Genomic DNA, 21617 nt, shown 5'->3' with positions numbered 1-21617 from the left:
GTTATTTTTTTAGATAGTTTGTCTCAAATTCCTCACTTATCTGAATGATTTTTTTGCAAAGAGCAGCCATTTCTGCCGTATGTTTTTCCAATTTGTAGAGAAAAGCAGAAGCCTTTTTCTCGGAAAAATGACGGTACAACAGCTTCACAATCTGATTGTAATTCACACCTATAGAACGGAACTGACTATGAAAAGAAGTCAAGCGCATATAAAAATCAACCGTTCCTTTGTCAATTTTCACTGATTTCATTTCCTTACTAAATAGCACAGAAATAATAAATCTTGCTTTGTTAGGCATCCCAGATGCTTCAAAAAGCGATAAAAGTTTAGCATTTTCCTCGTCTGTAAGACGGAAAACGTGGCGGTGGATGCTTGGGTCTGTTTTGGGTGTCCTGCCGCCTTTATTCTGTTTTTTCTTACTATTATCATTCATCACTTATCCATTTTTAATCTACACAAAACCTCGACTTCGGAGAGCGTTTTCTGCCCCCTGCAAAGGGCAAGTTGTTTTGAGGCACTAACTCGGTTTCGAGTGCCTCAAAACACAACTTGCCGTGTTCTGGTGAACACAAGAATCCGCCCTGCGGGACGGATTAAATGTAACAGGGAAAAACGGCTCGATGCCGTTCTCGTTACGCTCCATTTTATCAAGATGCTTTTGCATAAATCTGTTCATAAAAATCATTTTACAAAGTAAAAGCCTCTTTTTGAAAGCACTGTACTTGTCACAGTGCCAAACACTTCCTCTAAGCGCCAAGTAATGCCACACCGCCATCAGAGGCCAAATCAATTGCTTTATTTGCGTATAGTTTTAATGCAGGTAATAAAAAATGGAATCTGGCAAAAAGATAATCTGGGTTTTAATACAAGAAGTTTTGAGTAAAAGCATAAGGTTTTAAAAATATAAAACCAGCTAAGTGTAAAAGCATAAAAGCGGTTAAGCAGTTTACCTGCTGCAAGTTTTCCCTTTTTCCAAAAAGGAAGCTTGGCAAAGTAGCCATACAAGTATGCAACAAAGAATAAATACACACAAAAAGTAACCTATGAATATAGGAAAAAGACAATATACTGGTATCCGAATATGCAAACCTGCCAAATAAATAAAATTTATAACTGTAAAATTTTAAATAATGGAAACAAGAAAAAAAACTTTAAAAATCAGTCTCTCAACGCCTAAGGGCGGTGTTGGAAAATCTACAATGACGGCACTACTTTCAAGTGTATTGCATTATCGTTTAGGATTTAATGTACTTGTACTGGACTGTGATTTTCCACAACACAGCTTAGCCAATATGAGAGAGAGGGATTTGAAAATGATTATGCAAAATGAATATCATAAAAGAGCTGCCATGAAGTTGTATCAAAGCATCAATAAAAAGGCATACCCCATTATCAGTTGCAAAGCGGAAGATGCTTTGTCAAAGGCTTTGGAATACGTCAATCAATCGGCTGTAGAGCCTGATATCACATTTTTTGATCTTCCAGGTACGGCAAATACGAAAGGGGTGCTTACAACTTTAAGATCGATGGATTTTATTTTTTCTCCAATCAGTGCAGACCGTCTGGTTATGGAAAGTACACTGAGCTTTGCTAAGGCATTTCTTAGTTTACCCGAAACAGACGAGAGTAATAAGGATCAGAAAATGTGGATGTTTTGGAACCAGGTAGATGGCCGAGAGAAAACAGGGATATACGAGGCTTATCAAAGTGTGATCAACGAGCTCGATTTATCGGTGATGGATTCTCGGATAATGGACAGTAAACGTTTCAGAAAAGAGACGGACGATACCCCCAACAGTGTATTTAGATCAAGCTTGTTGCCTGCCGAACCTCAGCTACTGAAAACAACCAAACTGGATTTATTTATTGAAGAGTTTTTAAAAATTATTAACCGCTAAAACAGTTAAATATGTCAACAGATAAGAGAAGAAAAGACTTTGATAAGCCCGTTGTTGATGAAGAATTAATCATGAATATCATGAGTGGTAATCAGTCTGCGGCTGTACCCGAAGTGATTCAACAACAGGAAATACAGCAAGAGATTAAGCCAAAAGAAAAGACACGCAATACGACCTCAAAGAAAATCGATTATGAAGAGACCTTTTTGGTTAATCGCTTTCCTTCAGGCCGAAGTGGAAAGGTTGTTTACATACGTCCCGAATATCACGAAAGGTTGTTACGGATCGTACAGTTGACAAGAGAAGAAAAGACCACACTCTATTCTTACATCGACAATATTCTTGAACATCACTTTAAGGAGTTTGGCGATGATATTACGGATTATTTTAACGAACGTTTTAAACCTATTTTATAAGTTATGGAAATCGTAATTGTAGTATGCCTGCTGATCGTGATTGCTTTGCTTTTACAAGACAAAATTATCATAAAAACAAAGTCGAAACATAGCCCAAAACAGGAGAAGACCAATCCAATTCTGCCTGATATTATGGGACAGCCAAAACCTAAAAGAAGTCAATCTCTACCAAACACTGCCACTGAACGCCAAATTGATGAATCAGAGATAAATCCCGATAATTTATACATTGCATACGACGAAAATGAAAACGTCAGTATTCAAATTCCGCAGGAAGAGCTGGATGAAGTTTTTAGTAATATACCTGATTTTGAAGAAGAGGAAGAAGAATGGAACAGGTACGGAATGTCCGATGGCGATACTGGTTTAGCCCAAGGGGTTACTTTTGAAGAACTAAGCACCGTGGGGATGTTGCTCCAAAAAGAAAAATTGGAACGCACCCAAAAGGAAACAGCGGTTGCTTTAGTTCAAAAATTGCAAGGAACCGAATTATTCAGCGTACTGGAAAATTCCATAGACGGTGCATCCAGAAAAATTGCCGAGCTTTTGGATAGCACACTCTCAACTGAAATGGAAAACAGTTCTTCCTCCTTGCGGAAAAGTGATTTGAGTGATTTTGACATTGGGGAGTTTGTGTAAACAAACTCCTTTTTATTTTGGTATAGGTTTCTAAAGTTAATTGCCAGCACTTAATTTTAGAAACCTGTATCAAACGCTTTGTTTGTATTGTTTTAAAGCTTAAATTCGCATGAAATGCGTATTAAATAGTGTTAAATGAAAATCAACAGACTGAAAATCATATTGGTTGAGCAATCAAAAACTAGTAAGTGGTTGGCTAAAGAGTTGGGGAAAAGTGAAAGTACTGTGTCTAGGTGGTGTACAAATGAAATACAGCCATCCGTCGAAACATTCGCACAAATAGCCCGGCTTTTGAAAGTAGATATCAAAGATTTTTTTAACTCAACTATTTTAAAATAAATTTATCTCAAACTAATAATTCTGAGGTAAAATGCATAATCAAGATCTGTGAAAAACAAATCTTTTGCAAAAGATTTAAAATGAAAGAACAACAATTAACATATGTTTTACCAAAGGGATGGGCTTGGACAACGCTAGACAAAATCTGTTATAAAATAACAGACGGGTCACATAACCCTCCCCCAAAACAAGACAAAGGTATTCCTATGCTTAGTGCTAGAAATATTGAAAATTATACTATAAATTTTGATAAAGATGTACGCTTTATAAATGAGGAAGATTACATAAGAGAAAAACAAAGAACCAACATAGAGCAAGGAGATGTATTGCTAACAATTGTTGGTACAATAGGAAGAGTATCTGTAGTTGAACAAACTCAAGAATTTGCTATACAAAGAAGCGTCGCATTACTTAAACCTATATTTATATCGAGTAGATACTTAATGTATTATCTGTCTTCTCCTTTTTCCAATAAAATGCTTGTAGATAATTCAAAAGGATCTGCTCAAAAAGGAATTTATCTTTCGACTTTAAAAAGCATAAGTATTCCAATAACGAATTTACATGAACAACACGCTATAGTATCTCAGATTGAAACACTATTTAGTAAAATTGATGAGTCTGAAAAAATTTTAAAAAAGGCAAGCTATAGTTTAAAAATTTATAAACAAGCATTATTGAAAGATGCATTTACAGGAAAATTAACAAATAAAATTATTAAAGAAGGTAAACTGCCTAATGGTTGGGAAATAATCAAAATTTCAAATATTTCAAATGTAGTTAGAGGTGGTTCGCCTAGACCCGCAGGCGATTCTAGATATTATGAAGGTAATATCCCATTTCTCAAGGTAAAAGATTTGACTAAAGATGAAAAAGTACATTTAACTACATTCGAATATACTATTAAAGAAGCTGGACTTGTAAAAACCAGAAGAATAAGGCCTAGAACCTTACTATTAAGTAATAGTGGTGCTACATTAGGTGTTCCTAAAATATGTCTAATTGATGCAACTATCAATGACGGCATAGCAGCATTTTTAGATTTAGATGACAGAAGTATTTATTACCTATATTACTTTTTTCTATTTAATACTCAGAAGTTGAGAGACATCAGCATGGGAGCAACTCAACCAAATCTGAATACAACGATTATTAAGAATATAGAGTTACCGTATTGTTCATTCGATGAACAAAAACAGGTGGTTGAAATCATTGAGTCGAGATTTACTTTAGCTGATAATTTAGGAAAAACAATTGACAACGTTTTAAATGAAATTATTGCACTAAAACATTCAATCTTAAAAAATGCATTTGAAGGCAAATTAGTCAACTATACTTCAAATGAATCTGTAGAAAAACTGTTGGACGATTTAAAAGAAGAAAAAAGATTATATCTTGAAAATCAAAAACAATTAAACCTTAGTAAACTCAAACCGAAGAAGAAAATGGAAGAAAAACAATCTATTATTGATATTTTAAAAAAATCTAATTCTCCTATATCTGCTCAAGAGCTTTGGGAAAAATCTACAAGTGAAGGAGATATTGAACGTTTCTACAGCGAAATAAAAGAAATCTACCATCAAATTGATGAGTTGAAATCTAAAACAGAATCACTTTTAACTTTGAAAGATGAAGATAAATAACGTACACATAAAAGGAAGATTTAAAAATCTAGAGGATTTTCATTTTGATTTTGGTGAAAATTCCATGGAAACGGTATTACTCGGACTGAATGCTACTGGTAAATCTAACTTTATGGAAGCAATAGTTATAATCTTTAGGGATTTAGATTTAGAAAGAGCTCCAATTTTGCATAAGCAAAGTCAATCTTTCGAGTATATTATTAATTATACTTGTCGTGATAAAAGCATAGAAGTTGATTATTCCGAAAAAAAAGGATACATTTTCTCTATTGATGGAGAAAAATTGAAATCAAAAACTCAGTTTTTCAAAAATAAAAATGAATATTTACCTAGCCATGTTTTTGTATACTACTCTGGGTTGAGCGAACGCCTAAGGTCTTTGTACGCAGATCACAAAGTTCAGCAATTTAAAAAAATGATGGATCCAACATCAAAGTATGAGGACTTTAAAGAAATGCCTCGTATTTTCTTAGTGGAGCCAATCCATGCCAGTTTTGCTTTAATCGCCTTTTATTTATTTGATGAAAGAGAAAAAGAAACTATAGATTTTCTAAAAAAGGAACTTAACATAGTTGATTTTGGCTCCGCCCTTTTTATGTTGAAGCAACCCAATTGGTCAAAATCTCGTAAGGATCCAGATCATTTTTGGAATACCGCAGGCTTAGTCCGCAGGTTCATTGAAGATTTATGGAATTTTTCTATTGTACCTATGTTCTACAAAGAAACTGTAAGAGGGGCATTAAACAAAAGGGAAACATTAAACAGACTCTTTCTTTTCCTCAAAGACAAAGAAGCTATAAGAGCGTTTGTCGAAATGAAATATGAAAACAAAATTACGTTGTTTAATGCTTTATGCAGTCTTCATTATTCTGAATTGGTAGAAGATCAGGATGTTAGAATAAAAGTTCTAAAAGAACATGTAGAAGGCGAATTGGCTATGGGTGAATTAAGTGAAGGTGAAAAGCAATTGATTACGGTGCTTGGTTTGCTTAAATTCACAAAAGACGATGAAGCGCTTATTCTCCTTGATGAACCGGACACACATTTGAATCCCTTGTGGAAATGGAAATACCTTGAATTTTTAGAAAATGTGGTTAGTAAATCTGCTAAAACTCAAATTGTTTTTTGTACGCATGATCCATTAGTTATAGGTGGTATGGAGAAAGAACAAGTGAGAGTGTTTAAAAGAGATGCTGATTATAATACTGAAGTAACAGAACCGGATGTAAGTCCAAAAGGTCTTGGTGTGGCAGGCATATTAACCAGTCCTTTGTTTGGTCTTCCTACGATATTGGATAAAAAAACTCAGGAAAAATTAAATCGTAAAAGATACTTGCAAGGTCGTTTAATGAGAGAAAAATTAAATAAGGCTGAATATGATGAGTACCAGAAATTAAAAGCAGACTTAGAGGATTATGGTTTCTATGAAGAGGTTGAAGACAAGTGGTTTAAAGCATACTTAGCCGAGATGTCAAAATTAGAAGCTTTTGGAAAAACTGAATTAACCGAATCAGAAAAACAGTTATTAGCCGATGAAAGTACTAAAGCAGCAGAACGTGTTCTAAAATTAATTCAAAAAGATGGGCTATCATGAGAGTAATAAATTTATCTGACTTACGGGCTAAATTCGATAGTCTTGAAGGAAACCACGCTGGTAGCTTTGATGCTTGGGTTCAACGAGCAGAACAATGTTTGGATACCATTCGCCCGATGACCAAAAAACAAAGGAGCAATTATTGGTCTACAAATAATATTTGGAGAGAATTATATCCAGCATTATCTGAATTATCAGGACATAAATGCTGGTACTCCGAAGCGCCTGAAAGTTCAAGTGAATGGGAGATAGAGCACTTCCGACCTAAAGCGGAATCTAAATCTGAAGATGGGGCTGTAATTCTTGAACATGGTTATTGGTGGCTCTCATATAGTTGGACTAACTTTCGTTTAGCAGGTTCATTAGTTAATAAGCTAAGGAAAGATAGATTTGACACTGGGAACGAAGTTTATGGAAAAGGAAATTTTTTCCCATTAGATGGTGATGGTTTGGCTCAAACAGATGACGAAGAATGCGATTGCGAAAGACCTCTTCTTATTGATCCGATAAAACCAAGAGATGTAACGCTAATATCATTTGATCAAAATGGAGATCCATATCCAACTTATAATGAAGAAGACAGTCCATTATATAATAAAAAGGCTACACTTTCGATAAAATTCTATGGGTTGGATCATACCCCATTACGAAGAGGAAGAAGTAAGATTTGGTCAAATTGTGAAATGGCAGTGAAAAAAGCACATAATTATATAAAAAATAATATTAATGATCCTGTAAGAAGAGATGAGAAAATAGATGAATGTTTTCTACTCCTTCATAACTACTCGAAATACACAGAACCTTATTCAATGATCGTAAGAAATTTTGTAAAAGAAAAAATTAAAGATGATGAATATAGCTGGCTTAAAGATGTAGAACGAGTATTAGTATAATAAATTGAGAAATAATGGCATCAACAAACATATTAGTAGCAAAAATCTGGTCATTTTGTGATACCCTTCGTGATGACGGATTGGGATATGGAGATTACTTGGAGCAGCTGACTTACTTGCTGTTTCTTAAAATGGCAGATGAAAATAAGAGTCAGTATCAAATTCCAGATGGTTGTGATTGGCAAGAATTAAAATCATCTAGTCAAATAATTGAGACCTACGAATTAATATTAAAAAAACTTTCTAATTCAGGAGGTATGCTAAGCAAAATATTTGCAGGAGCACTAAATAAAATACACGATTCAGTTAAGCTTAAAAGATTAATCTATCTAATTGATGAAGAAGACTGGACTTCGCAGGAGATAGATGTTAAAGGAGAGATTTACGAATCCTTATTGCAAAAAAATGCTGAAAACAGTGGAGCCGGACAGTACTTCACACCTAGATCAGTGATTAATGCAATGGTTGAATGTATACAGCCAAAAGCTAAAGAAACTGTTGCAGATCCTTCATGTGGGACAGGTGGCTTCTTTTTAGGAGTCCTTAATCATCTAGCAAGAACCAAACTAACCACATCGCAACAAGAGTTTTTAAAATTCCATACGTTCAAAGGTTGGGAAATTGAGAAAGCTACAGCTCGACTTTGTTTAATGAATCTCTTTCTACATGGTGTAGGTGATTTAAAAGAAACTCCGGAAATAGAAGTTACAGATAGTTTAAAAAGGGCTAATGGAGAGGTTTTACAATCAGAAAAAGTAGATATAGTACTCGCAAATCCTCCCTTTGGGATAAGTAGTAGCGATATACCAACTATTGATAAAAAACAAGCTGAGAAGGATGGCTACTTCTTTAGAAAAGATTTTTGGGTAACTACAAGCAATAAACAACTTTCATTTTTGCAACATATAGTGACAATGTTGAAAGAACATGGAAGAGCAGCTGTTGTTTTACCAGATAATGTATTGTTTGAAGGAGGTGCAGGCGAAACAATCCGGAAAAAACTTCTTGAAAATACAAATTTACATACAATACTTAGGCTACCCACAGGTATTTTTTATGCTCAAGGCGTAAAATCAAATGTATTGTTTTTCCAAAAAGAATCTGAATCAAGTACTCCTTTGACTAAAGGGGTTTGGATTTACGATTATCGAACAAATGTAAGGCATACTCCTAAGAAGAATCCATTAAAATTTGAACATTTAGAAGATTTTATATATTGCTATAAGGCAGACAACATATCGAAAAGAACAGAAACTTGGAATAAGGAAAATGAAGTCGGTCGTTGGCGTAAATATTCTTATGAAGAGATTATTGAGAGAGATAAGACAAATTTGGATATTTTCTGGCTTAAAGATGATAATTTGATTGACTTAGATAATCTTCCTGACCCTGAAGTCATGATTGACGATATAATTGAGAATATCGAAAGTGCATTAGCTAACTTTAGAACAATTAAGGATTCTCTGAACTAATCTCAGATTTGAAAATTATAGTATAATTAGGCTGTTTCTAGAAATAGAAACAGCCTAATTTCGTTTGTGGTAAAGCCACCCACAGCCAAACAATTCCTCTAACTGCCAAATTATTACAACCCCTCAATTTCCGAAACACCTTTGTTCCCAAAGCCCGCAAGGCGCGGGAAATCCTAACAAATTAATGTGTTTCAATTATGGAAAAACAAAGAAAAAAAGTTTTGTTGGCAGCCTTGGCTGTACTCTCAGGACTTAGTGTGCTGGCACAAGGAAATGGTTCGGCAGGTATCAACGAAGCGACCCAAATGGTAACTTCTTATTTCGACCCTGCTACAAAATTAATCTACGCCATCGGTGCTGTTGTCGGCTTAATCGGAGGTGTTAAAGTTTATAACAAATTCAGTAACGGTGATCCCGATACCAGCAAGACCGCTGCGAGTTGGTTTGGTGCCTGTATTTTCTTAATCGTTGCAGCGACCATCCTGCGTTCATTCTTCCTTTAATTCCTTGCCTTATGAATAGTTATAACATAAACAAAGGCATTGGACGGACAGTAGAATTTAAAGGATTGAAAGCACAATACCTGTTCATCTTCGCTGGCGGACTGCTTGCTACACTGATCCTGGTCATGATTATGTACATGGCTGGTGCCAATTCCTATATCTGTCTTTTCCTTGGAGCTGGTGGATCTACAATAATTGTGTGGCAGACCTTTTCGCTAAATAAGAAGTACGGTGAACATGGACTGATGAAAATTGGTGCGAGCAAAAGGCATCCACATTACATCATTTGTCGCAAGGCTATACACCGCTATTTAAAATTCACTCCAAAATCAAAAGCCGTATGAAGAATGTAGCAAAAACCAGTACACTGGAAAGCAAATTTCCACTCTTGGCTGTAGAAAATAACTGTATCCTTTCTAAAGATGCGGATATTACCGCCTGCTTTAAAGTACAGTTGCCCGAACTCTTCACGATAGCATCGGCGGAATATGAAGCCATTCATTCTGCCTGGCATAAGGCGATTAAGACTTTGCCTGATTTTACTATCATCCACAAACAAGATTGGTATATCAAAGAGAATTATGCGCCCGATTTGGCAAAGGATGATCAAAGCTTTTTGGCAAAATCCTACCAGCGTCATTTCAACGAACGCCCTTTTTTAAACCATTATTGCTATTTGTTTCTGACGAAGACCACCAAGGAAAGAATGCGGATGCAAAGCAACTTCAGTTCGCTTTGCAAAGGTTCGCTGATACCCAAGGAAATTAGAAACAAAGAAACAATACAGCGCTTTATGGAAGCGGTAGCACAGTTTGAGCGTATTGTGAACGATAGTGGATTTATTACTGTTCAGCGTCTTAGCGAAGATGAAATTATCGGAACGGACAAGCATCAGGGATTACTGGAGCAATACCTTACGCTCTCAAGAGAAACAGGAACCCCAATGCAGGATATCGCTCTGGGGGCTGAAGAAGTCCGTATTGGCAATAAGAGATTATCACTGCATACCTTATCCGATACGGATGATTTGCCAGCAGCGGTATCGGCAGACACCCGTTTTGAAAAGCTATCTACGGACCGGAGCGACTGCCGTCTATCGTTTGCTGCTCCTGTAGGCTTGCTGTTAAGCTGTAATCACATCTACAACCAATATTTGTTTTTAGATAACAGCGAAGAGAACCTTCAAAAGTTCGAGAAGTCTGCAAGAAACATGCATTCTTTAGCTCGTTACAGCCGTGCAAATCAAATCAACAAAGAGTGGATAGAAAAGTACCTGAACGAAGCCCACAGCTTTGGACTCTCTTCTATTCGTGCGCACTTCAACATTATGGCCTGGTCGGAAGATCCTGCCGAACTGAAACAGTTGAAGAATGACTGCGGTAGCGCCTTGGCACTCATGGAATGTAAGCCTCGGCACAATACTACAGACGTAGCCACTTTGTATTGGGCAGGAATGCCAGGCAATGCGGGTGATTTTCCTGCAGAAGAAAGTTTTTACACTTTTATTGAACCAGCCTTGTGCTTTTTCACGGAGGAAACAAATTACCACAATTCTCCCTCGCCTTTCGGCATCAAGATGGCGGACAGACTAACAGGCAAACCTATCCATTTGGATATTTCGGATTTGCCGATGAAACGTGGCATTATCACCAATCGCAACAAGTTCATATTGGGGCCTTCAGGTTCGGGTAAATCATTTTTCACCAATCACATGGTAAGGCAGTATTATGAACAAGGCGCTCATGTTTTGTTAGTGGATACCGGTAACTCTTATCAAGGCTTATGCGAACTAATCAAAGGAAAGACCAAAGGCGAAGACGGTGTTTATTTCACCTATACCGAAGACAATCCAATTGCTTTTAATCCTTTTTATACCGATGATGGTGTTTTCGACATCGAGAAACGCGAAAGCGTTAAAACCTTGATTTTGACGCTTTGGAAACGGGATGACGAACCGCCGACCCGTTCAGAAGAAGTTGCATTATCCAATGCGGTAAGTGGTTATATCGAACGTATCAAACAAGATAATCTTTTTCCATCCTTCAATGGCTTTTATGAATATGTTCAGAACGATTACCGTAAGGTATTGGAGGAAAAACAGGTTCGGGAAAAAGACTTTGACATCGCCAATTTCTTAAATGTTTTAGAACCTTATTACAAAGGTGGTGAGTATGATTACCTGCTCAATTCAGACAAGCAATTAGACCTTTTGAGTAAACGCTTTATTGTGTTTGAAATTGATGCGATCAAGGATCACAAAATTTTATTTCCGATTGTCACCATCATCATTATGGAGGTGTTCATCAATAAGATGCGTCGCCTAAAGGGTATTCGAAAGCTCATACTCATTGAAGAAGCCTGGAAGGCGATTGCCAAGGAAGGTATGGCAGAATACATAAAGTACCTCTTTAAAACTGTCAGAAAATTCTTTGGAGAAGCCATCGTGGTAACGCAGGAGGTGGACGACATTATTCAGTCGCCTATCGTTAAGGAAAGCATCATAAACAATTCCGATTGTAAGATTCTGCTCGATCAGCGCAAATACATGAACAAGTTCGATGACATTCAAGCCATGCTGGGACTGACCGACAAAGAAAAAGCGCAGGTACTTTCTATCAACATGAACAACGATCCATCACGTCTTTACAAGGAAGTCTGGATTGGTTTGGGTGGAACCGAGTCTGCGGTGTATGCCACGGAAGTGAGTTTGGAGGAATATCTCGCCTATACGACCGAAGAAACCGAAAAAATGGAAGTCATGCAACTCGCCGCAGAATTAGACGGCAATGTAGAACTCGCCATCAAGCACATCGCTATGCAAAGACGTGCTCAATCCAATCAATAATCATTAAAAATTTTAGAATAATGAAAAAAGTAATGTATCTGCTGTGTACGGCATTAATACTTGCCGCAGCACCATCAGCAAAAGCCCAATGGGTAGTAACCGACCCCACAAACCTGGCTTCAGGTATCCTCAATAGTGCGAACGAAATTATACAGACTTCTTCCACGGTGAGTAACGTCGTGAAGAATTTCAAGGAAGTGGAAAAGGTGTATAAGCAGGGAAAGGAATATTACGATAAGCTGCAGGCCATAAACAATCTGGTGAAAGATGCCCGTAAAGTTCAGCAAACGGTACTCTTAGTGGGAAATGTTTCTGAAATGTATGTACAGAATTTTGGCAAAATGATGAATGATCCCAATTTCTCTCCGCAGGAGCTTACTGCTATCGGCAATGGTTATTCGGCACTGCTCAATGAAAGTACAGAACTGCTTAAAGAATTGAAACAGATCGTCAACTCTTCAAGCCTTTCGCTCAATGATAAAGAGCGCATGGATATTATAGACCGTGTATACAAAGAAGTAAAGGAATACCACAGCCTTGTACGCTATTATACCAACAAGAATATATCGGTGAGCTACCTGCGAGCGAAAAAGAAAAACGATGCCAAGCGGGTGCTTAATCTATATGGAACTTCTAATCAAAAATACTGGTAAAGATGGAATGGAATAATCTTCACGAAGTTTTGCGTTCGCTGTACAACGATATGATGCCGCTTGCAGGCGATATGGCAGCCATAGCTAAAGGACTTGCCGGATTGGGGGCGCTGTTTTTTGTGGCATTAAAAGTTTGGCAGGCTTTAAGCCGTGCCGAACCAATTGATGTATTTCCGCTTTTGCGCCCATTCGCTTTGGGACTTTGTATTATGTTTTTCCCAACTATTGTATTGGGAACCATTAATGCGGTGCTAAGCCCTGTGGTAACAGGAACGCATAGCATACTCGAAGGCCAGGTACTTGACCTAAACAAATTGCAACAGCAGAAAGACCAATTGGAATACGAAGCCATGGTCAGAAATCCTGAAACAGCCTATATGGTATCGGACGAAGAGTTTGATAAAAAATTAGATGAGTTAGGCTGGTCGCCTTCTGACATCGGGACAATGGCAGGAATGTATATGGACAGAACAGGCTATCAGATAGAAAAAGCCATCAAGGACTGGTTTCGCAATTTGTTGGAGATACTTTTTCAGGCAGCGGCTCTGGTGATTGATACGATACGAACATTTTTTCTGATCGTCCTTTCCATACTCGGTCCAATAGCTTTTGCCATATCCGTATGGGATGGCTTTCAGTCTACGCTCACCCAATGGATTACCAGGTATGTAAGCGTTTACCTCTGGTTGCCTGTTTCTGATCTTTTCAGTTCCATGCTGGCCCGGATACAATCACTGATACTCGAACGGGATATACAAATGCTTGCCGATCCGACTTATATACCTGACACAAGTAATACGGTTTACATCATATTTATGATTATCGGTATCGTAGGATATTTCACTATTCCAACGGTAACAGGCTGGATCATTCAGGCAGGTGGTGCAGGAAATTTTACGCGTAACGTAAACCAAACAGCGATGAAATCTGGAAACATTGCCGGAGCTGGAGCCGGTTCCGCAGCAGGAAACATTGGTGGCAAATTAATGGGAAAATAAGAACAATTAAATCATTCAAAAATGGAATTTAAAACATTAAGAAATATCGAAAACAGTTTTCGCCAAATCAGGCTGTACGCCCTTGTATTTGCCGTACTCTGTATAAGTGTTGTAGGATATGCCGTATGGCAATCCTACAGCTTTGCAGAGCAGCAACGTCAAAAGGTTTATGTACTTGATAATGGAAAATCATTGATGCTCGCCCTGTCCCAGGATGCAAGTATTAACCGCCCGGTAGAGGCAAGAGAACACATCAGGCGTTTTCACGAACTCTTCTTTACACTTGCTCCCGACAAGAATGCCATTGAAAGCAATATGAAAAGGGCATTCAATCTGGCCGATAAAAGTGCCTTTGACTATTACAAAGACCTTTCGGAAAAAGGATACTACAACCGCATCATATCGGGCAATGTACAGCAGCGTATTGAAGTGGATAGCGTGGTCTGCAATTTTGATACCTATCCCTATGCGGTACGCACCTACGCGAAACAATTCATTATTCGTTCCAGCAACGTAACCAGGCGCAACCTGATAAGCTCCTGCTATCTGGTCAACTCTGTTCGTTCGGACAATAACCCTCAAGGCTTTACTATCGAAAAATTCGCAGTGCTGGAAAATAAAGATGTCGAAATCATTGAACGCTAAAAAAGAAACTATGAAAAAATTAAGCGTAGCCCTAGACAAGTGGTTTCATAGACTGGATGAACGCTGGCAAATGTTACCCATTAAAAAGCAACATCAATACACCTTGTATTTTTTTATCGCTTATCTCGTGCTCACCGCAGGCGTACTCATTAACGTGTGGTACGATGCAGAAAAGCCTGACAATACGATAAGCATCGAGCATATTGAAAATCCAGTCCTTAAAAAGAATGTGCCACAGGACACTTTATCAACAATTTCAAAAAATAGGATTTATGAAAGAAAATGAAAACAAAAAAACGGTTGTTCGGGTAACAGAAGGAAACCCAGAAACAACCGCTGATGTACTACAAGACAGTACACAGTCTAAAATCGATAAACTGAAAAAGCCATTGATATTTGGATTAATGGGCATCGTTTTCGTGGGTTGTATGTACCTCATATTTAAACCATCAGCAGACAAGAAGCAAATTGAGCACCTTGGTTTGAACGATGCCGTTCCACAAGCTACCGAAGCGGGAATGCAGGCAGACAAACAAAAGGCTTATGAGCAGGAAATGCTAGAACAAAAGGATGCTGAAAACCGCAATGCACTGACAACACTAGCTGATTACTGGAATACTGATAACAAAAAAGATCCTACGCAGGAAACAGGTAATGAGCCAGAGCGCAATTTTAGCAAAAGATCTAGTGAATACGGCAATCCGACAGTAGGTAGCTACCGCAACGCACAGGCTACTTTAGGTTCTTTTTATCAGGACGATCAGCGTGAAACAATAGAACTCCGCAGACAGCTGGACGATTTGAAAGCGCAGCTGGCAGAAAAAGAGGTACCTAAACCTGCAACGGTAGATGACCAATTGACACTCATGGAAAAGTCTTACCAGATGGCGGCGAAGTATCTTCCTACAGCTACAAATTCACCCGTGGCAGTACCTGCAAAAGAGATGGTTCCGATTTCAAAAATTTCTTCACAGAAAGAACATTTTGTATCGTTTACATCCGCAAAGAAAAATGCCGTATCTGCATTATATCGAGAGCCTACCGATAGCGCCTTTCTAGCCGACTGGAGCCAGACTAAAAACCGAGGTTTTTATACAGCTGGTGCCAGCCAGCAGGTTACAGCACCTAAAAATAGTATCAAAGCCTGTGTGCACGAACAGCAAACGGTAGTTGGCGAAGCAGGCGTTCGATTGCGTTTACTCGAGGCCGCTCAGACTCCCAATCGTACCATTCCAAAAGGAACGATAGTAACTGCTAATGCTAAATATCAGGGAGGACGTTTACAACTAAAAATAAGCACAGTTGAATTAGATGGCAACATTATTCCAGTTGAAATCACCATTTACGATCTAGACGGACAGCAAGGATTGTACGTGCCATATTCTGCGGAAATGAATGCCCTTACCGAAATGGCGGGCAATATGAGCCAACAATCTGGAACAAGCTTGATGCTTACCCAATCTGCCGGACAACAGGTAGCGGCTGACTTAAGTCGTGGCGTAGTACAAGGCATTTCGGGCTATTTCGCAAAAAAGGTGCGCACACCAAAAGTTACGCTAAAGGCAGGATATCAGGTCTTTCTCGTTTCTAAACAATAATGTATCACTCAAATCATATAAGAAATGAAAAATATTTTTAAAACCTTTGGGGCACTTGCCTTAACCATCGGCTTTGCCGTAAGCACTTTTGCCCAAGACACTATACAATCAAAAACTCCGCTTGCATTGGGCAAGATAGAACCCTATAAAATGGAAGTTACCTATGATAAAACTTCACATCTAATTTTCCCTACCGCCATTCGTTACGTGGATTTGGGAAGTGAATACCTGATTGCAGGAAAAGCAGATGATGCGGAAAATGTACTGCGTGTGAAAGCATCAGTCAGGGATTTTGAAGCGGAAACAAACTTTTCTGTTATTACCAATGACGGACGTTTCTACAGTTTTAATGTGCATTACAGTTCCTATCCAGAAGCACTCAGCTATGACCTGTTAACCATGCAGAAAGCGGTAGATAAAGCTAATGGAAACGATGTTCTTTTTGAAGAATTGGGAAGCAATTCTCCATCGCTCGCAGGTTTGCTTTTGGAAACCATTTACAAAAACAACAAGCGTATCGTAAAGCATATCGGAGCTAAAAGTTTTGGGATTCAGTTTATCCTAAAAGGCATTTACATTCATAATGGTAAATACTACTTCCATACAGAACTCGGAAACCGTAGCAATGTGCCATTTCAAATTGATTTTATCAATTTCAAGATTGTGGATAAGAAAGTAGCCAAACGCACCGTCGTGCAGGAAAAACTGCTCACACCCTTGCGTACTTACAAACCATTGGAAGGCATTGCCGGAAAATCGACCGACCAGAATGTGTTCCTGTTAGACCAGTTTACCCTAGCAGATGACAAGGTGCTTTTGATTGAAATTTTCGAGAAAAATGGCGGTAGGAATCAAACGCTTCAGATAGAAAATTCGGATCTAATCAAAGCTCGTTTGATTGATGATATGCACCTAAAATTTTAATAACGCTTTAAAATAATGACGATGAAAAAATATATCTATACCGTGATGCTGCTCTTTATAGCCATCACGGTTACACAGGCACAAAGAATGTTACCCAAACAAAAAGGTTTGGAGATCAGCACAGGCATTTTGTCTGATAATAAAATCGGTAACGATTACTACATCAATATAGGAGTGACTGTCAACGGAAAGAATGGAAATTATCAGCTGTCGGCGTTGGAATATACCCATCAATACCACAACTATAAAGACCTCCGCATACCACAGGAAACCTATACAGCCGAAGGTGGTTATAGCTTATTCCTATTGGGCGACACCCGAAAAAATATTACATTGAATGCCGCAATAACGGGCGTAGTCGGTTATGAAAGCATTAACCGTGGCGAAGCTTTGTTGTACGATGGTGCAAAAATAGTAAGTGAGGATAATTTCATCTACGGAGCTGGCGGTAGAATCACCTTTGAAACCTACCTGTCAGACCGATTTGTATTTATCCTGCAAGGGCGGACAAAGGTTTTGTGGGGTACAGATCTGCGACAATTTCGACCATCTGCAGGTGTAGGATTAAGGTTTAATTTCTAAAGCGTAAAACGATGATAGCAATATTCAAAAAATTCAGAATAGGATTACAGCCAATTTATGTATTCTTGGCAATCCTCACAGCTTCGGTTTCGCTGGTATCTTGTAGTAAAGATGATGAACTAGAAATACAGAATGATTTTCCTTTTGAGGTTAAAGTAATGCCCGTGCCGAAAAATATTACCAAGGGGCAAACCGTAGAAATACGCATTACTATACAGCGAAAGGGGAATTACACGGGTACGCAGTATGCTTTACGCTACTTTCAGTACGATGGTCAAGGTTCCTTAAAACAGTATGATGAACCGCCATATTTACCAAACGACTTGTACCCATTGCCTGCTGAACAGTTCCGATTGTATTACACTTCTACATCTGCCGTATCACAATCTTTTGAGATTTGGATTTCGGACAGTTTTGGAAACGAAAAACAGTTGAGTTTTCAGTTTAACACAAGTGACTAAGTTAATATATACACAGATCAAATGGCTTATCGAAAGGTAAGTCATTTTGATTTATAGGGTTTTAGATAGGGATAATTTTAAAGGGTCATCAATATTTTTTAAATTTATCAGAAGAAAAAATAAAAGAAAAGACTATGGTTGCATCATTGGTTATAGGGATATTATTTTTGGTTTTAGGCTTAGGACTACGTTACTGGATTAACCGTCGAAAGTTTTACAGGCGAGATTCTATGGGGGCTGAAGGTTTCTCATCTTATGAAAAATCCGTCGCTATAAAGTTTATTGAACGATTAGGGAAATGGATCGCTTATGCAATGATTATTTTTGGACTACTATCATTGTGGGCTTATTCGCATGAAAAAAAAGAAAAAAAGAAGCATATGACGGCAGTGGAAAGTACTCATTAATACAACAATTAATCATATCTAATACGATAGATAAGTGGTTATTTGTCTAACTTTGAAATCTGCAAACGAGTTCTACAGCTTTTCCTAATCAAAATATACGCAAAAAATGAAGTCAACATCTAAAAAGATAACAACTAATACACGAGTAATAAAAGACCTCTTGACGAAGTATAGAGATACATTTCAGGCTTTCCGTGAATTAATTAACAATTCATTGCAAGCGGAATCAAAAAATATTAAAATTAACATTGAGTACGTTAATGAAGCAAATATTAAGTCGCCTATTAAGAGTATTGAAATAATAGATGACGGATTTGGAGTTCCGTTCAATGAATTTGATAAGAGGATTTTAGAAATCGGAACTACTTCAAAAGCAAGTGGTCAAGGAATTGGAAGATTTAGTTCTTTACAAATTGGAGAATTGATGCACATTGAAACTATTGGATTTGATAAAATCAAAAAACAGTTTTCAAAGACTAAATTCAGTATGGACACATTGGACTTTAATGATGCTCAATTAGAAGAAACTGAATTTAAAGTTGACTATGAGTATCTTGAAGGAGAACACAACCCATATTACAAAGTTGTTATCGAACAACTTCATCATAACAAACAGGAGAAGCTGGCTAAAAGAAATAAAATACACGAACACTTTTTATCTCAAAATATTAATCAAGCAATATTTGAACATTACCCATTTGAGATTTTTCACAATACCGTAAACTTCACTATAAATGGAAGTGCTTTAAAAAGGGAACATTTCGTAATAGACAAGCCTTCAAAAAAGACAATTGAATACGTCGATAAAAAAGGTAAAGCCCATGAGTTAAATTTTTACTTCTATAATATTAATTCAAGTTTAAACAAAGTAAAGGTATTTTTTCAAACTGATAATGCAGGTTTAAAAAGTGTTGCACACGAATATACCTATTCTTCTGATTGGTATACGTCAGACTTAGGGACTTGGTTTATTTATATAGAATCTCCAATGTTGAATGCCGATTTATTTAGAAATTTGGATTTAGAAGCACTGGGAGAAGCAGAAATAAATAATCTAAAAAATACTATTAAGGATACAATTAATAATTTTTTCAAGGCTAAAAACAAAAGGTTCGAGAAGTTCCTAAATTCTTTAGAAAGTGATAAATATTATCCTTACCAAAACAATGAACTGCCTGCATCGAAATCACAAGAAGTTCTATTTAAAAAAGTAGCTTATTTACTAGAAGATGAACATCAACTTATTCAAAAAGATGATAAAATAAGAAACTTTTTATATCCTTTACTCGACAAAGCGATTAGCAATGGGAATATTGAATATATATTTAATAAGGTATTAAAGCTTTCTGAAGAGAGTTTAGAAAAATTTCAAAATTTATTAGAGAAAACAGATTTAGAAGATGTGGTTCACTTTGCTAGTGTTGTAGCGGATAAAACTGAATTTTTGGATTTTCTTCACGAGTTAACATACGGAGAGCTATCAAAACACTTAAAGGAAAGAAGTCAACTACATAAAATAGTTGAAGATGAACTGTGGTTATTCGGAGAGAATTATAATGGAACACCTAAATTATGGTCAGACAAGAAAATTGGCAACATCTTGATTGAGTTAAGAGATAAACATTTCAATTATGAACCAACAAAAGACGATGATAATTTAATTGAATTGGGTGAAGACGGATTAAATAATATAACCGATTTATTCTTTTTCAACGAAAAGATAACTGATTCAGATGTCAAAGAAATAATGGTTGTAGAATTGAAATCTCCCAAATGTGCAATTAGCAAAAAAGAGTTAAATCAAATTGATGATTATGCTTTTACAATTGAACAACATTCTGCATTACCAAACGAAAAAGTAAAATACAAACTGCTTTTAATCTCATCACGTTTAACAAAATATGCTAAATCACAAGTAAATTCTCGAAGATTAGGCTTTCCTGATAATCCATTTATGTACGATAAAAAAACCGAGAAGAATATTGAAGTTTATGTAATGGAGTGGTCAGAGCTGATAGAACAGAATAAGCGAAAATTGAGCTATCTAGCTAATAAATTGGATGTGAAAGATAAATCCGTAAAAAACAAGTTTGAACAAGAGTATGCTGAATTGGTTGATGAAAAAATATCAGCACAATTAAGACTTGTAAAATAACTACGCTGATAGAACCGCATATATAAATCGGATAGTCTATTAAGGCTATCCGATTTGTTATATAAGTTAGTAACCTGTCAAATAGCGCCTTCCAAAGCCAAACCCGACAACATTCCACGACCTTGTTAAAACCCTTAATATCTTCGACTTTCACAGAAAAATGAACAGGCTATGGAAGTTATCGCAATACAAAAATCCGCATTAGAAGGAATAAGGAAAGATTTAAAGGAGCTTTTGGAACTAGCTGAAAGTGCTACTTGCAAATATACCCCAATTTTCAACGAAGAGAAATGGCTCGACAACCAGGAAGTGTGTTTGATGATGAGCATTACCAAACGTACTTTACAAACCTATAAGAACAAAGGTTTATTGCCTTATTCCAAATTGAACCGTAAAAATTACTACAAACTCTCTGACGTACAGGCTTTGTATAAAGCCGTATATCAGAACAATATAAATGAGAATGGATTTACTGACCAATGAAGCCGAAGAGATCATTGTCCATAAGGAAATGATAACACGGTTGAGAAACCGTATAAAAGAAATACTGAAAAACTACCGTCCTGTAATGAACGGGGAAATTTACCTTTCTGGTGAAGAGGTGTGCAAACTACTTCATATCAGCAAGCGAACTTTACAGCAATATCGTGATGATAAAATAGTTCCATATATACAAATAGGTGGTAAAATTATTTTTAAACAAGCTGATTTGCTAGCCGTATTAGAGAAGAATTATGTAACTAACATTTCTAAAGACTAGCTAATTTTTTTTTACTTATTTAAAGAAGTGGTGCGTATAAAAAGGAGTTTAGTATCTTTGTAGCAACATATAGAAAATCTTAAAGTGTTTTTGCTTTAAGTCCCACATTGAAAACTGGTAATTTTTAGACAACGGGACAATAAGGAAGAACGCTCATGCCATAGGCGTGGGCGCTCGCTTATTCGTTGTCGG

At 37.0% G+C, this 21617-nt stretch carries 24 protein-coding genes; 23 read left to right on the top strand and 1 reads right to left on the bottom strand.

What is annotated here, in order from left to right; all coding sequences use genetic code 11:
• Position 1 precedes the first annotated feature (1 nt).
• Complete coding sequence (mobA, locus tag HNP35_RS08655; protein WP_184160387.1) at positions 2-433, bottom strand: conjugal transfer protein MobA; 432 nt, start codon at positions 431-433, stop codon at positions 2-4.
• Positions 434-1130: 697 nt separating this feature from the next.
• On the opposite strand from mobA, the gene HNP35_RS08650 reads away from it, so the two are divergent.
• The 23 genes from HNP35_RS08650 (at position 1131) to HNP35_RS08540 (ending at position 21425) form a co-directional block, all read left to right on the top strand.
• Positions 1131-1898 carry a ParA family protein gene (locus HNP35_RS08650; protein WP_184160385.1) on the top strand — a complete coding sequence of 256 codons (768 nt, stop codon included), beginning with the start codon at positions 1131-1133 and terminating at the stop codon, positions 1896-1898.
• A gap of 11 nt (positions 1899-1909) precedes the next feature.
• Positions 1910-2314, top strand: a complete 405-nt coding sequence (locus HNP35_RS08645; protein WP_184160383.1) for a DUF3408 domain-containing protein — start codon at positions 1910-1912, stop codon at positions 2312-2314.
• A 3-nt stretch (positions 2315-2317) separates the two neighbouring features.
• Complete coding sequence (locus tag HNP35_RS08640; protein ID WP_184160381.1) at positions 2318-2953, top strand: conjugal transfer protein TraD; 636 nt, start codon at positions 2318-2320, stop codon at positions 2951-2953.
• 135 nt (positions 2954-3088) lie between these two features.
• A complete protein-coding gene (locus HNP35_RS08635; protein ID WP_184160379.1) occupies positions 3089-3292 on the top strand; it encodes a helix-turn-helix transcriptional regulator in 204 nt (67 codons plus the stop codon).
• An 80-nt stretch (positions 3293-3372) separates the two neighbouring features.
• Positions 3373-4935: a restriction endonuclease subunit S gene (locus HNP35_RS08630; RefSeq protein ID WP_184160377.1), complete on the top strand. Its 1563-nt coding sequence runs from the start codon at positions 3373-3375 to the stop codon at positions 4933-4935.
• The gene (locus tag HNP35_RS08625; protein ID WP_184160375.1) at positions 4922-6529 is read left to right on the top strand and encodes an AAA family ATPase; all 1608 of its coding nucleotides are present in this window, start codon (positions 4922-4924) and stop codon (positions 6527-6529) included. Before HNP35_RS08630 ends, HNP35_RS08625 begins: the two co-directional genes overlap by 14 nt.
• Positions 6526-7422: a hypothetical protein gene (locus tag HNP35_RS08620; RefSeq protein WP_184160373.1), complete on the top strand. Its 897-nt coding sequence runs from the start codon at positions 6526-6528 to the stop codon at positions 7420-7422. The genes HNP35_RS08625 and HNP35_RS08620 overlap by 4 nt, the downstream gene beginning before the upstream one ends.
• Positions 7423-7436: 14 nt before the next feature.
• Positions 7437-8894 carry a type I restriction-modification system subunit M gene (locus tag HNP35_RS08615; protein WP_184160371.1) on the top strand — a complete coding sequence of 486 codons (1458 nt, stop codon included), beginning with the start codon at positions 7437-7439 and terminating at the stop codon, positions 8892-8894.
• A 197-nt stretch (positions 8895-9091) separates the two neighbouring features.
• Positions 9092-9397, top strand: coding sequence for a DUF4134 domain-containing protein (locus HNP35_RS08610; protein ID WP_184160369.1), 306 nt, complete (start codon positions 9092-9094; stop codon positions 9395-9397).
• Positions 9398-9408: 11 nt separating this feature from the next.
• On the top strand, positions 9409-9741 hold the full coding sequence (locus HNP35_RS08605; protein WP_184160367.1) for a DUF4133 domain-containing protein: 333 nt from the start codon (positions 9409-9411) through the stop codon (positions 9739-9741).
• A complete protein-coding gene (locus tag HNP35_RS08600; protein ID WP_184160365.1) occupies positions 9738-12242 on the top strand; it encodes a TraG family conjugative transposon ATPase in 2505 nt (834 codons plus the stop codon). The genes HNP35_RS08605 and HNP35_RS08600 overlap by 4 nt, the downstream gene beginning before the upstream one ends.
• A gap of 32 nt (positions 12243-12274) precedes the next feature.
• The gene (locus HNP35_RS08595; RefSeq protein WP_395433089.1) at positions 12275-12895 is read left to right on the top strand and encodes a DUF4141 domain-containing protein; all 621 of its coding nucleotides are present in this window, start codon (positions 12275-12277) and stop codon (positions 12893-12895) included.
• A gap of 2 nt (positions 12896-12897) precedes the next feature.
• Entirely contained in the window at positions 12898-13893 is a 996-nt protein-coding gene (gene traJ, locus HNP35_RS08590) for a conjugative transposon protein TraJ (protein WP_184160361.1), read from the top strand.
• A gap of 21 nt (positions 13894-13914) precedes the next feature.
• Positions 13915-14538, top strand: a complete 624-nt coding sequence (gene traK / locus HNP35_RS08585; protein WP_184160359.1) for a conjugative transposon protein TraK — start codon at positions 13915-13917, stop codon at positions 14536-14538.
• A 10-nt stretch (positions 14539-14548) separates the two neighbouring features.
• Positions 14549-14824 (top strand): nitrogen regulatory IIA protein, encoded by a 276-nt coding sequence (locus tag HNP35_RS08580; protein ID WP_184160357.1) that lies wholly within the window; start codon positions 14549-14551, stop codon positions 14822-14824.
• Positions 14811-16136, top strand: a complete 1326-nt coding sequence (gene traM, locus HNP35_RS08575) for a conjugative transposon protein TraM (RefSeq protein ID WP_184160355.1) — start codon at positions 14811-14813, stop codon at positions 16134-16136. The genes HNP35_RS08580 and traM overlap by 14 nt, the downstream gene beginning before the upstream one ends.
• 24 nt (positions 16137-16160) lie before the next feature.
• The gene (gene traN / locus HNP35_RS08570; RefSeq protein ID WP_184160353.1) at positions 16161-17060 is read left to right on the top strand and encodes a conjugative transposon protein TraN; all 900 of its coding nucleotides are present in this window, start codon (positions 16161-16163) and stop codon (positions 17058-17060) included.
• 21 nt (positions 17061-17081) lie between these two features.
• The gene (locus HNP35_RS08565; RefSeq protein ID WP_184160351.1) at positions 17082-17642 is read left to right on the top strand and encodes a conjugal transfer protein TraO; all 561 of its coding nucleotides are present in this window, start codon (positions 17082-17084) and stop codon (positions 17640-17642) included.
• Between the two features lie 11 nt (positions 17643-17653).
• On the top strand, positions 17654-18103 hold the full coding sequence (locus tag HNP35_RS08560; protein ID WP_184160349.1) for a DUF3872 domain-containing protein: 450 nt from the start codon (positions 17654-17656) through the stop codon (positions 18101-18103).
• Between the two features lie 134 nt (positions 18104-18237).
• The gene (locus HNP35_RS08555; RefSeq protein WP_184160348.1) at positions 18238-18510 is read left to right on the top strand and encodes a molybdenum ABC transporter permease; all 273 of its coding nucleotides are present in this window, start codon (positions 18238-18240) and stop codon (positions 18508-18510) included.
• A 106-nt stretch (positions 18511-18616) separates the two neighbouring features.
• Positions 18617-20665 carry an ATP-binding protein gene (locus tag HNP35_RS08550; RefSeq protein ID WP_184160345.1) on the top strand — a complete coding sequence of 683 codons (2049 nt, stop codon included), beginning with the start codon at positions 18617-18619 and terminating at the stop codon, positions 20663-20665.
• 171 nt (positions 20666-20836) lie between these two features.
• On the top strand, positions 20837-21148 hold the full coding sequence (locus HNP35_RS08545; RefSeq protein ID WP_184160343.1) for a helix-turn-helix domain-containing protein: 312 nt from the start codon (positions 20837-20839) through the stop codon (positions 21146-21148).
• Positions 21129-21425: a helix-turn-helix domain-containing protein gene (locus tag HNP35_RS08540; protein ID WP_184160341.1), complete on the top strand. Its 297-nt coding sequence runs from the start codon at positions 21129-21131 to the stop codon at positions 21423-21425. The genes HNP35_RS08545 and HNP35_RS08540 overlap by 20 nt, the downstream gene beginning before the upstream one ends.
• Positions 21426-21617: the final 192 nt, after the last annotated feature.

It is taken from the genome of Flavobacterium notoginsengisoli (assembly GCF_014207905.1).
Lineage (GTDB): Bacteria > Bacteroidota > Bacteroidia > Flavobacteriales > Flavobacteriaceae > Flavobacterium > Flavobacterium notoginsengisoli_A.
The sequence above is the reverse complement of the archived record's forward strand: the minus strand, read 5'-3'. Positions and strand labels throughout refer to the sequence as shown.

Bases quoted from the DNA above. Each gene is read 5' to 3' on its own strand.
- mobA (WP_184160387.1), bottom strand. From the start codon at position 433: ATGAATGATAATAGTAAGAAAAAACAGAATAAAGGCGGCAGGACACCC.
- HNP35_RS08650 (WP_184160385.1), top strand. From the start codon at position 1,131: ATGGAAACAAGAAAAAAAACTTTAAAAATCAGTCTCTCAACGCCTAAG.
- HNP35_RS08645 (WP_184160383.1), top strand. From the start codon at position 1,910: ATGTCAACAGATAAGAGAAGAAAAGACTTTGATAAGCCCGTTGTTGAT.
- HNP35_RS08640 (WP_184160381.1), top strand. From the start codon at position 2,318: ATGGAAATCGTAATTGTAGTATGCCTGCTGATCGTGATTGCTTTGCTT.
- HNP35_RS08635 (WP_184160379.1), top strand. From the start codon at position 3,089: ATGAAAATCAACAGACTGAAAATCATATTGGTTGAGCAATCAAAAACT.
- HNP35_RS08630 (WP_184160377.1), top strand. From the start codon at position 3,373: ATGAAAGAACAACAATTAACATATGTTTTACCAAAGGGATGGGCTTGG.
- HNP35_RS08625 (WP_184160375.1), top strand. From the start codon at position 4,922: ATGAAGATAAATAACGTACACATAAAAGGAAGATTTAAAAATCTAGAG.
- HNP35_RS08620 (WP_184160373.1), top strand. From the start codon at position 6,526: ATGAGAGTAATAAATTTATCTGACTTACGGGCTAAATTCGATAGTCTT.
- HNP35_RS08615 (WP_184160371.1), top strand. From the start codon at position 7,437: ATGGCATCAACAAACATATTAGTAGCAAAAATCTGGTCATTTTGTGAT.
- HNP35_RS08610 (WP_184160369.1), top strand. From the start codon at position 9,092: ATGGAAAAACAAAGAAAAAAAGTTTTGTTGGCAGCCTTGGCTGTACTC.
- HNP35_RS08605 (WP_184160367.1), top strand. From the start codon at position 9,409: ATGAATAGTTATAACATAAACAAAGGCATTGGACGGACAGTAGAATTT.
- HNP35_RS08600 (WP_184160365.1), top strand. From the start codon at position 9,738: ATGAAGAATGTAGCAAAAACCAGTACACTGGAAAGCAAATTTCCACTC.
- HNP35_RS08595 (WP_395433089.1), top strand. From the start codon at position 12,275: ATGTATCTGCTGTGTACGGCATTAATACTTGCCGCAGCACCATCAGCA.
- traJ (WP_184160361.1), top strand. From the start codon at position 12,898: ATGGAATGGAATAATCTTCACGAAGTTTTGCGTTCGCTGTACAACGAT.
- traK (WP_184160359.1), top strand. From the start codon at position 13,915: ATGGAATTTAAAACATTAAGAAATATCGAAAACAGTTTTCGCCAAATC.
- HNP35_RS08580 (WP_184160357.1), top strand. From the start codon at position 14,549: ATGAAAAAATTAAGCGTAGCCCTAGACAAGTGGTTTCATAGACTGGAT.
- traM (WP_184160355.1), top strand. From the start codon at position 14,811: ATGAAAGAAAATGAAAACAAAAAAACGGTTGTTCGGGTAACAGAAGGA.
- traN (WP_184160353.1), top strand. From the start codon at position 16,161: ATGAAAAATATTTTTAAAACCTTTGGGGCACTTGCCTTAACCATCGGC.
- HNP35_RS08565 (WP_184160351.1), top strand. From the start codon at position 17,082: ATGAAAAAATATATCTATACCGTGATGCTGCTCTTTATAGCCATCACG.
- HNP35_RS08560 (WP_184160349.1), top strand. From the start codon at position 17,654: ATGATAGCAATATTCAAAAAATTCAGAATAGGATTACAGCCAATTTAT.
- HNP35_RS08555 (WP_184160348.1), top strand. From the start codon at position 18,238: ATGGTTGCATCATTGGTTATAGGGATATTATTTTTGGTTTTAGGCTTA.
- HNP35_RS08550 (WP_184160345.1), top strand. From the start codon at position 18,617: ATGAAGTCAACATCTAAAAAGATAACAACTAATACACGAGTAATAAAA.
- HNP35_RS08545 (WP_184160343.1), top strand. From the start codon at position 20,837: ATGGAAGTTATCGCAATACAAAAATCCGCATTAGAAGGAATAAGGAAA.
- HNP35_RS08540 (WP_184160341.1), top strand. From the start codon at position 21,129: ATGGATTTACTGACCAATGAAGCCGAAGAGATCATTGTCCATAAGGAA.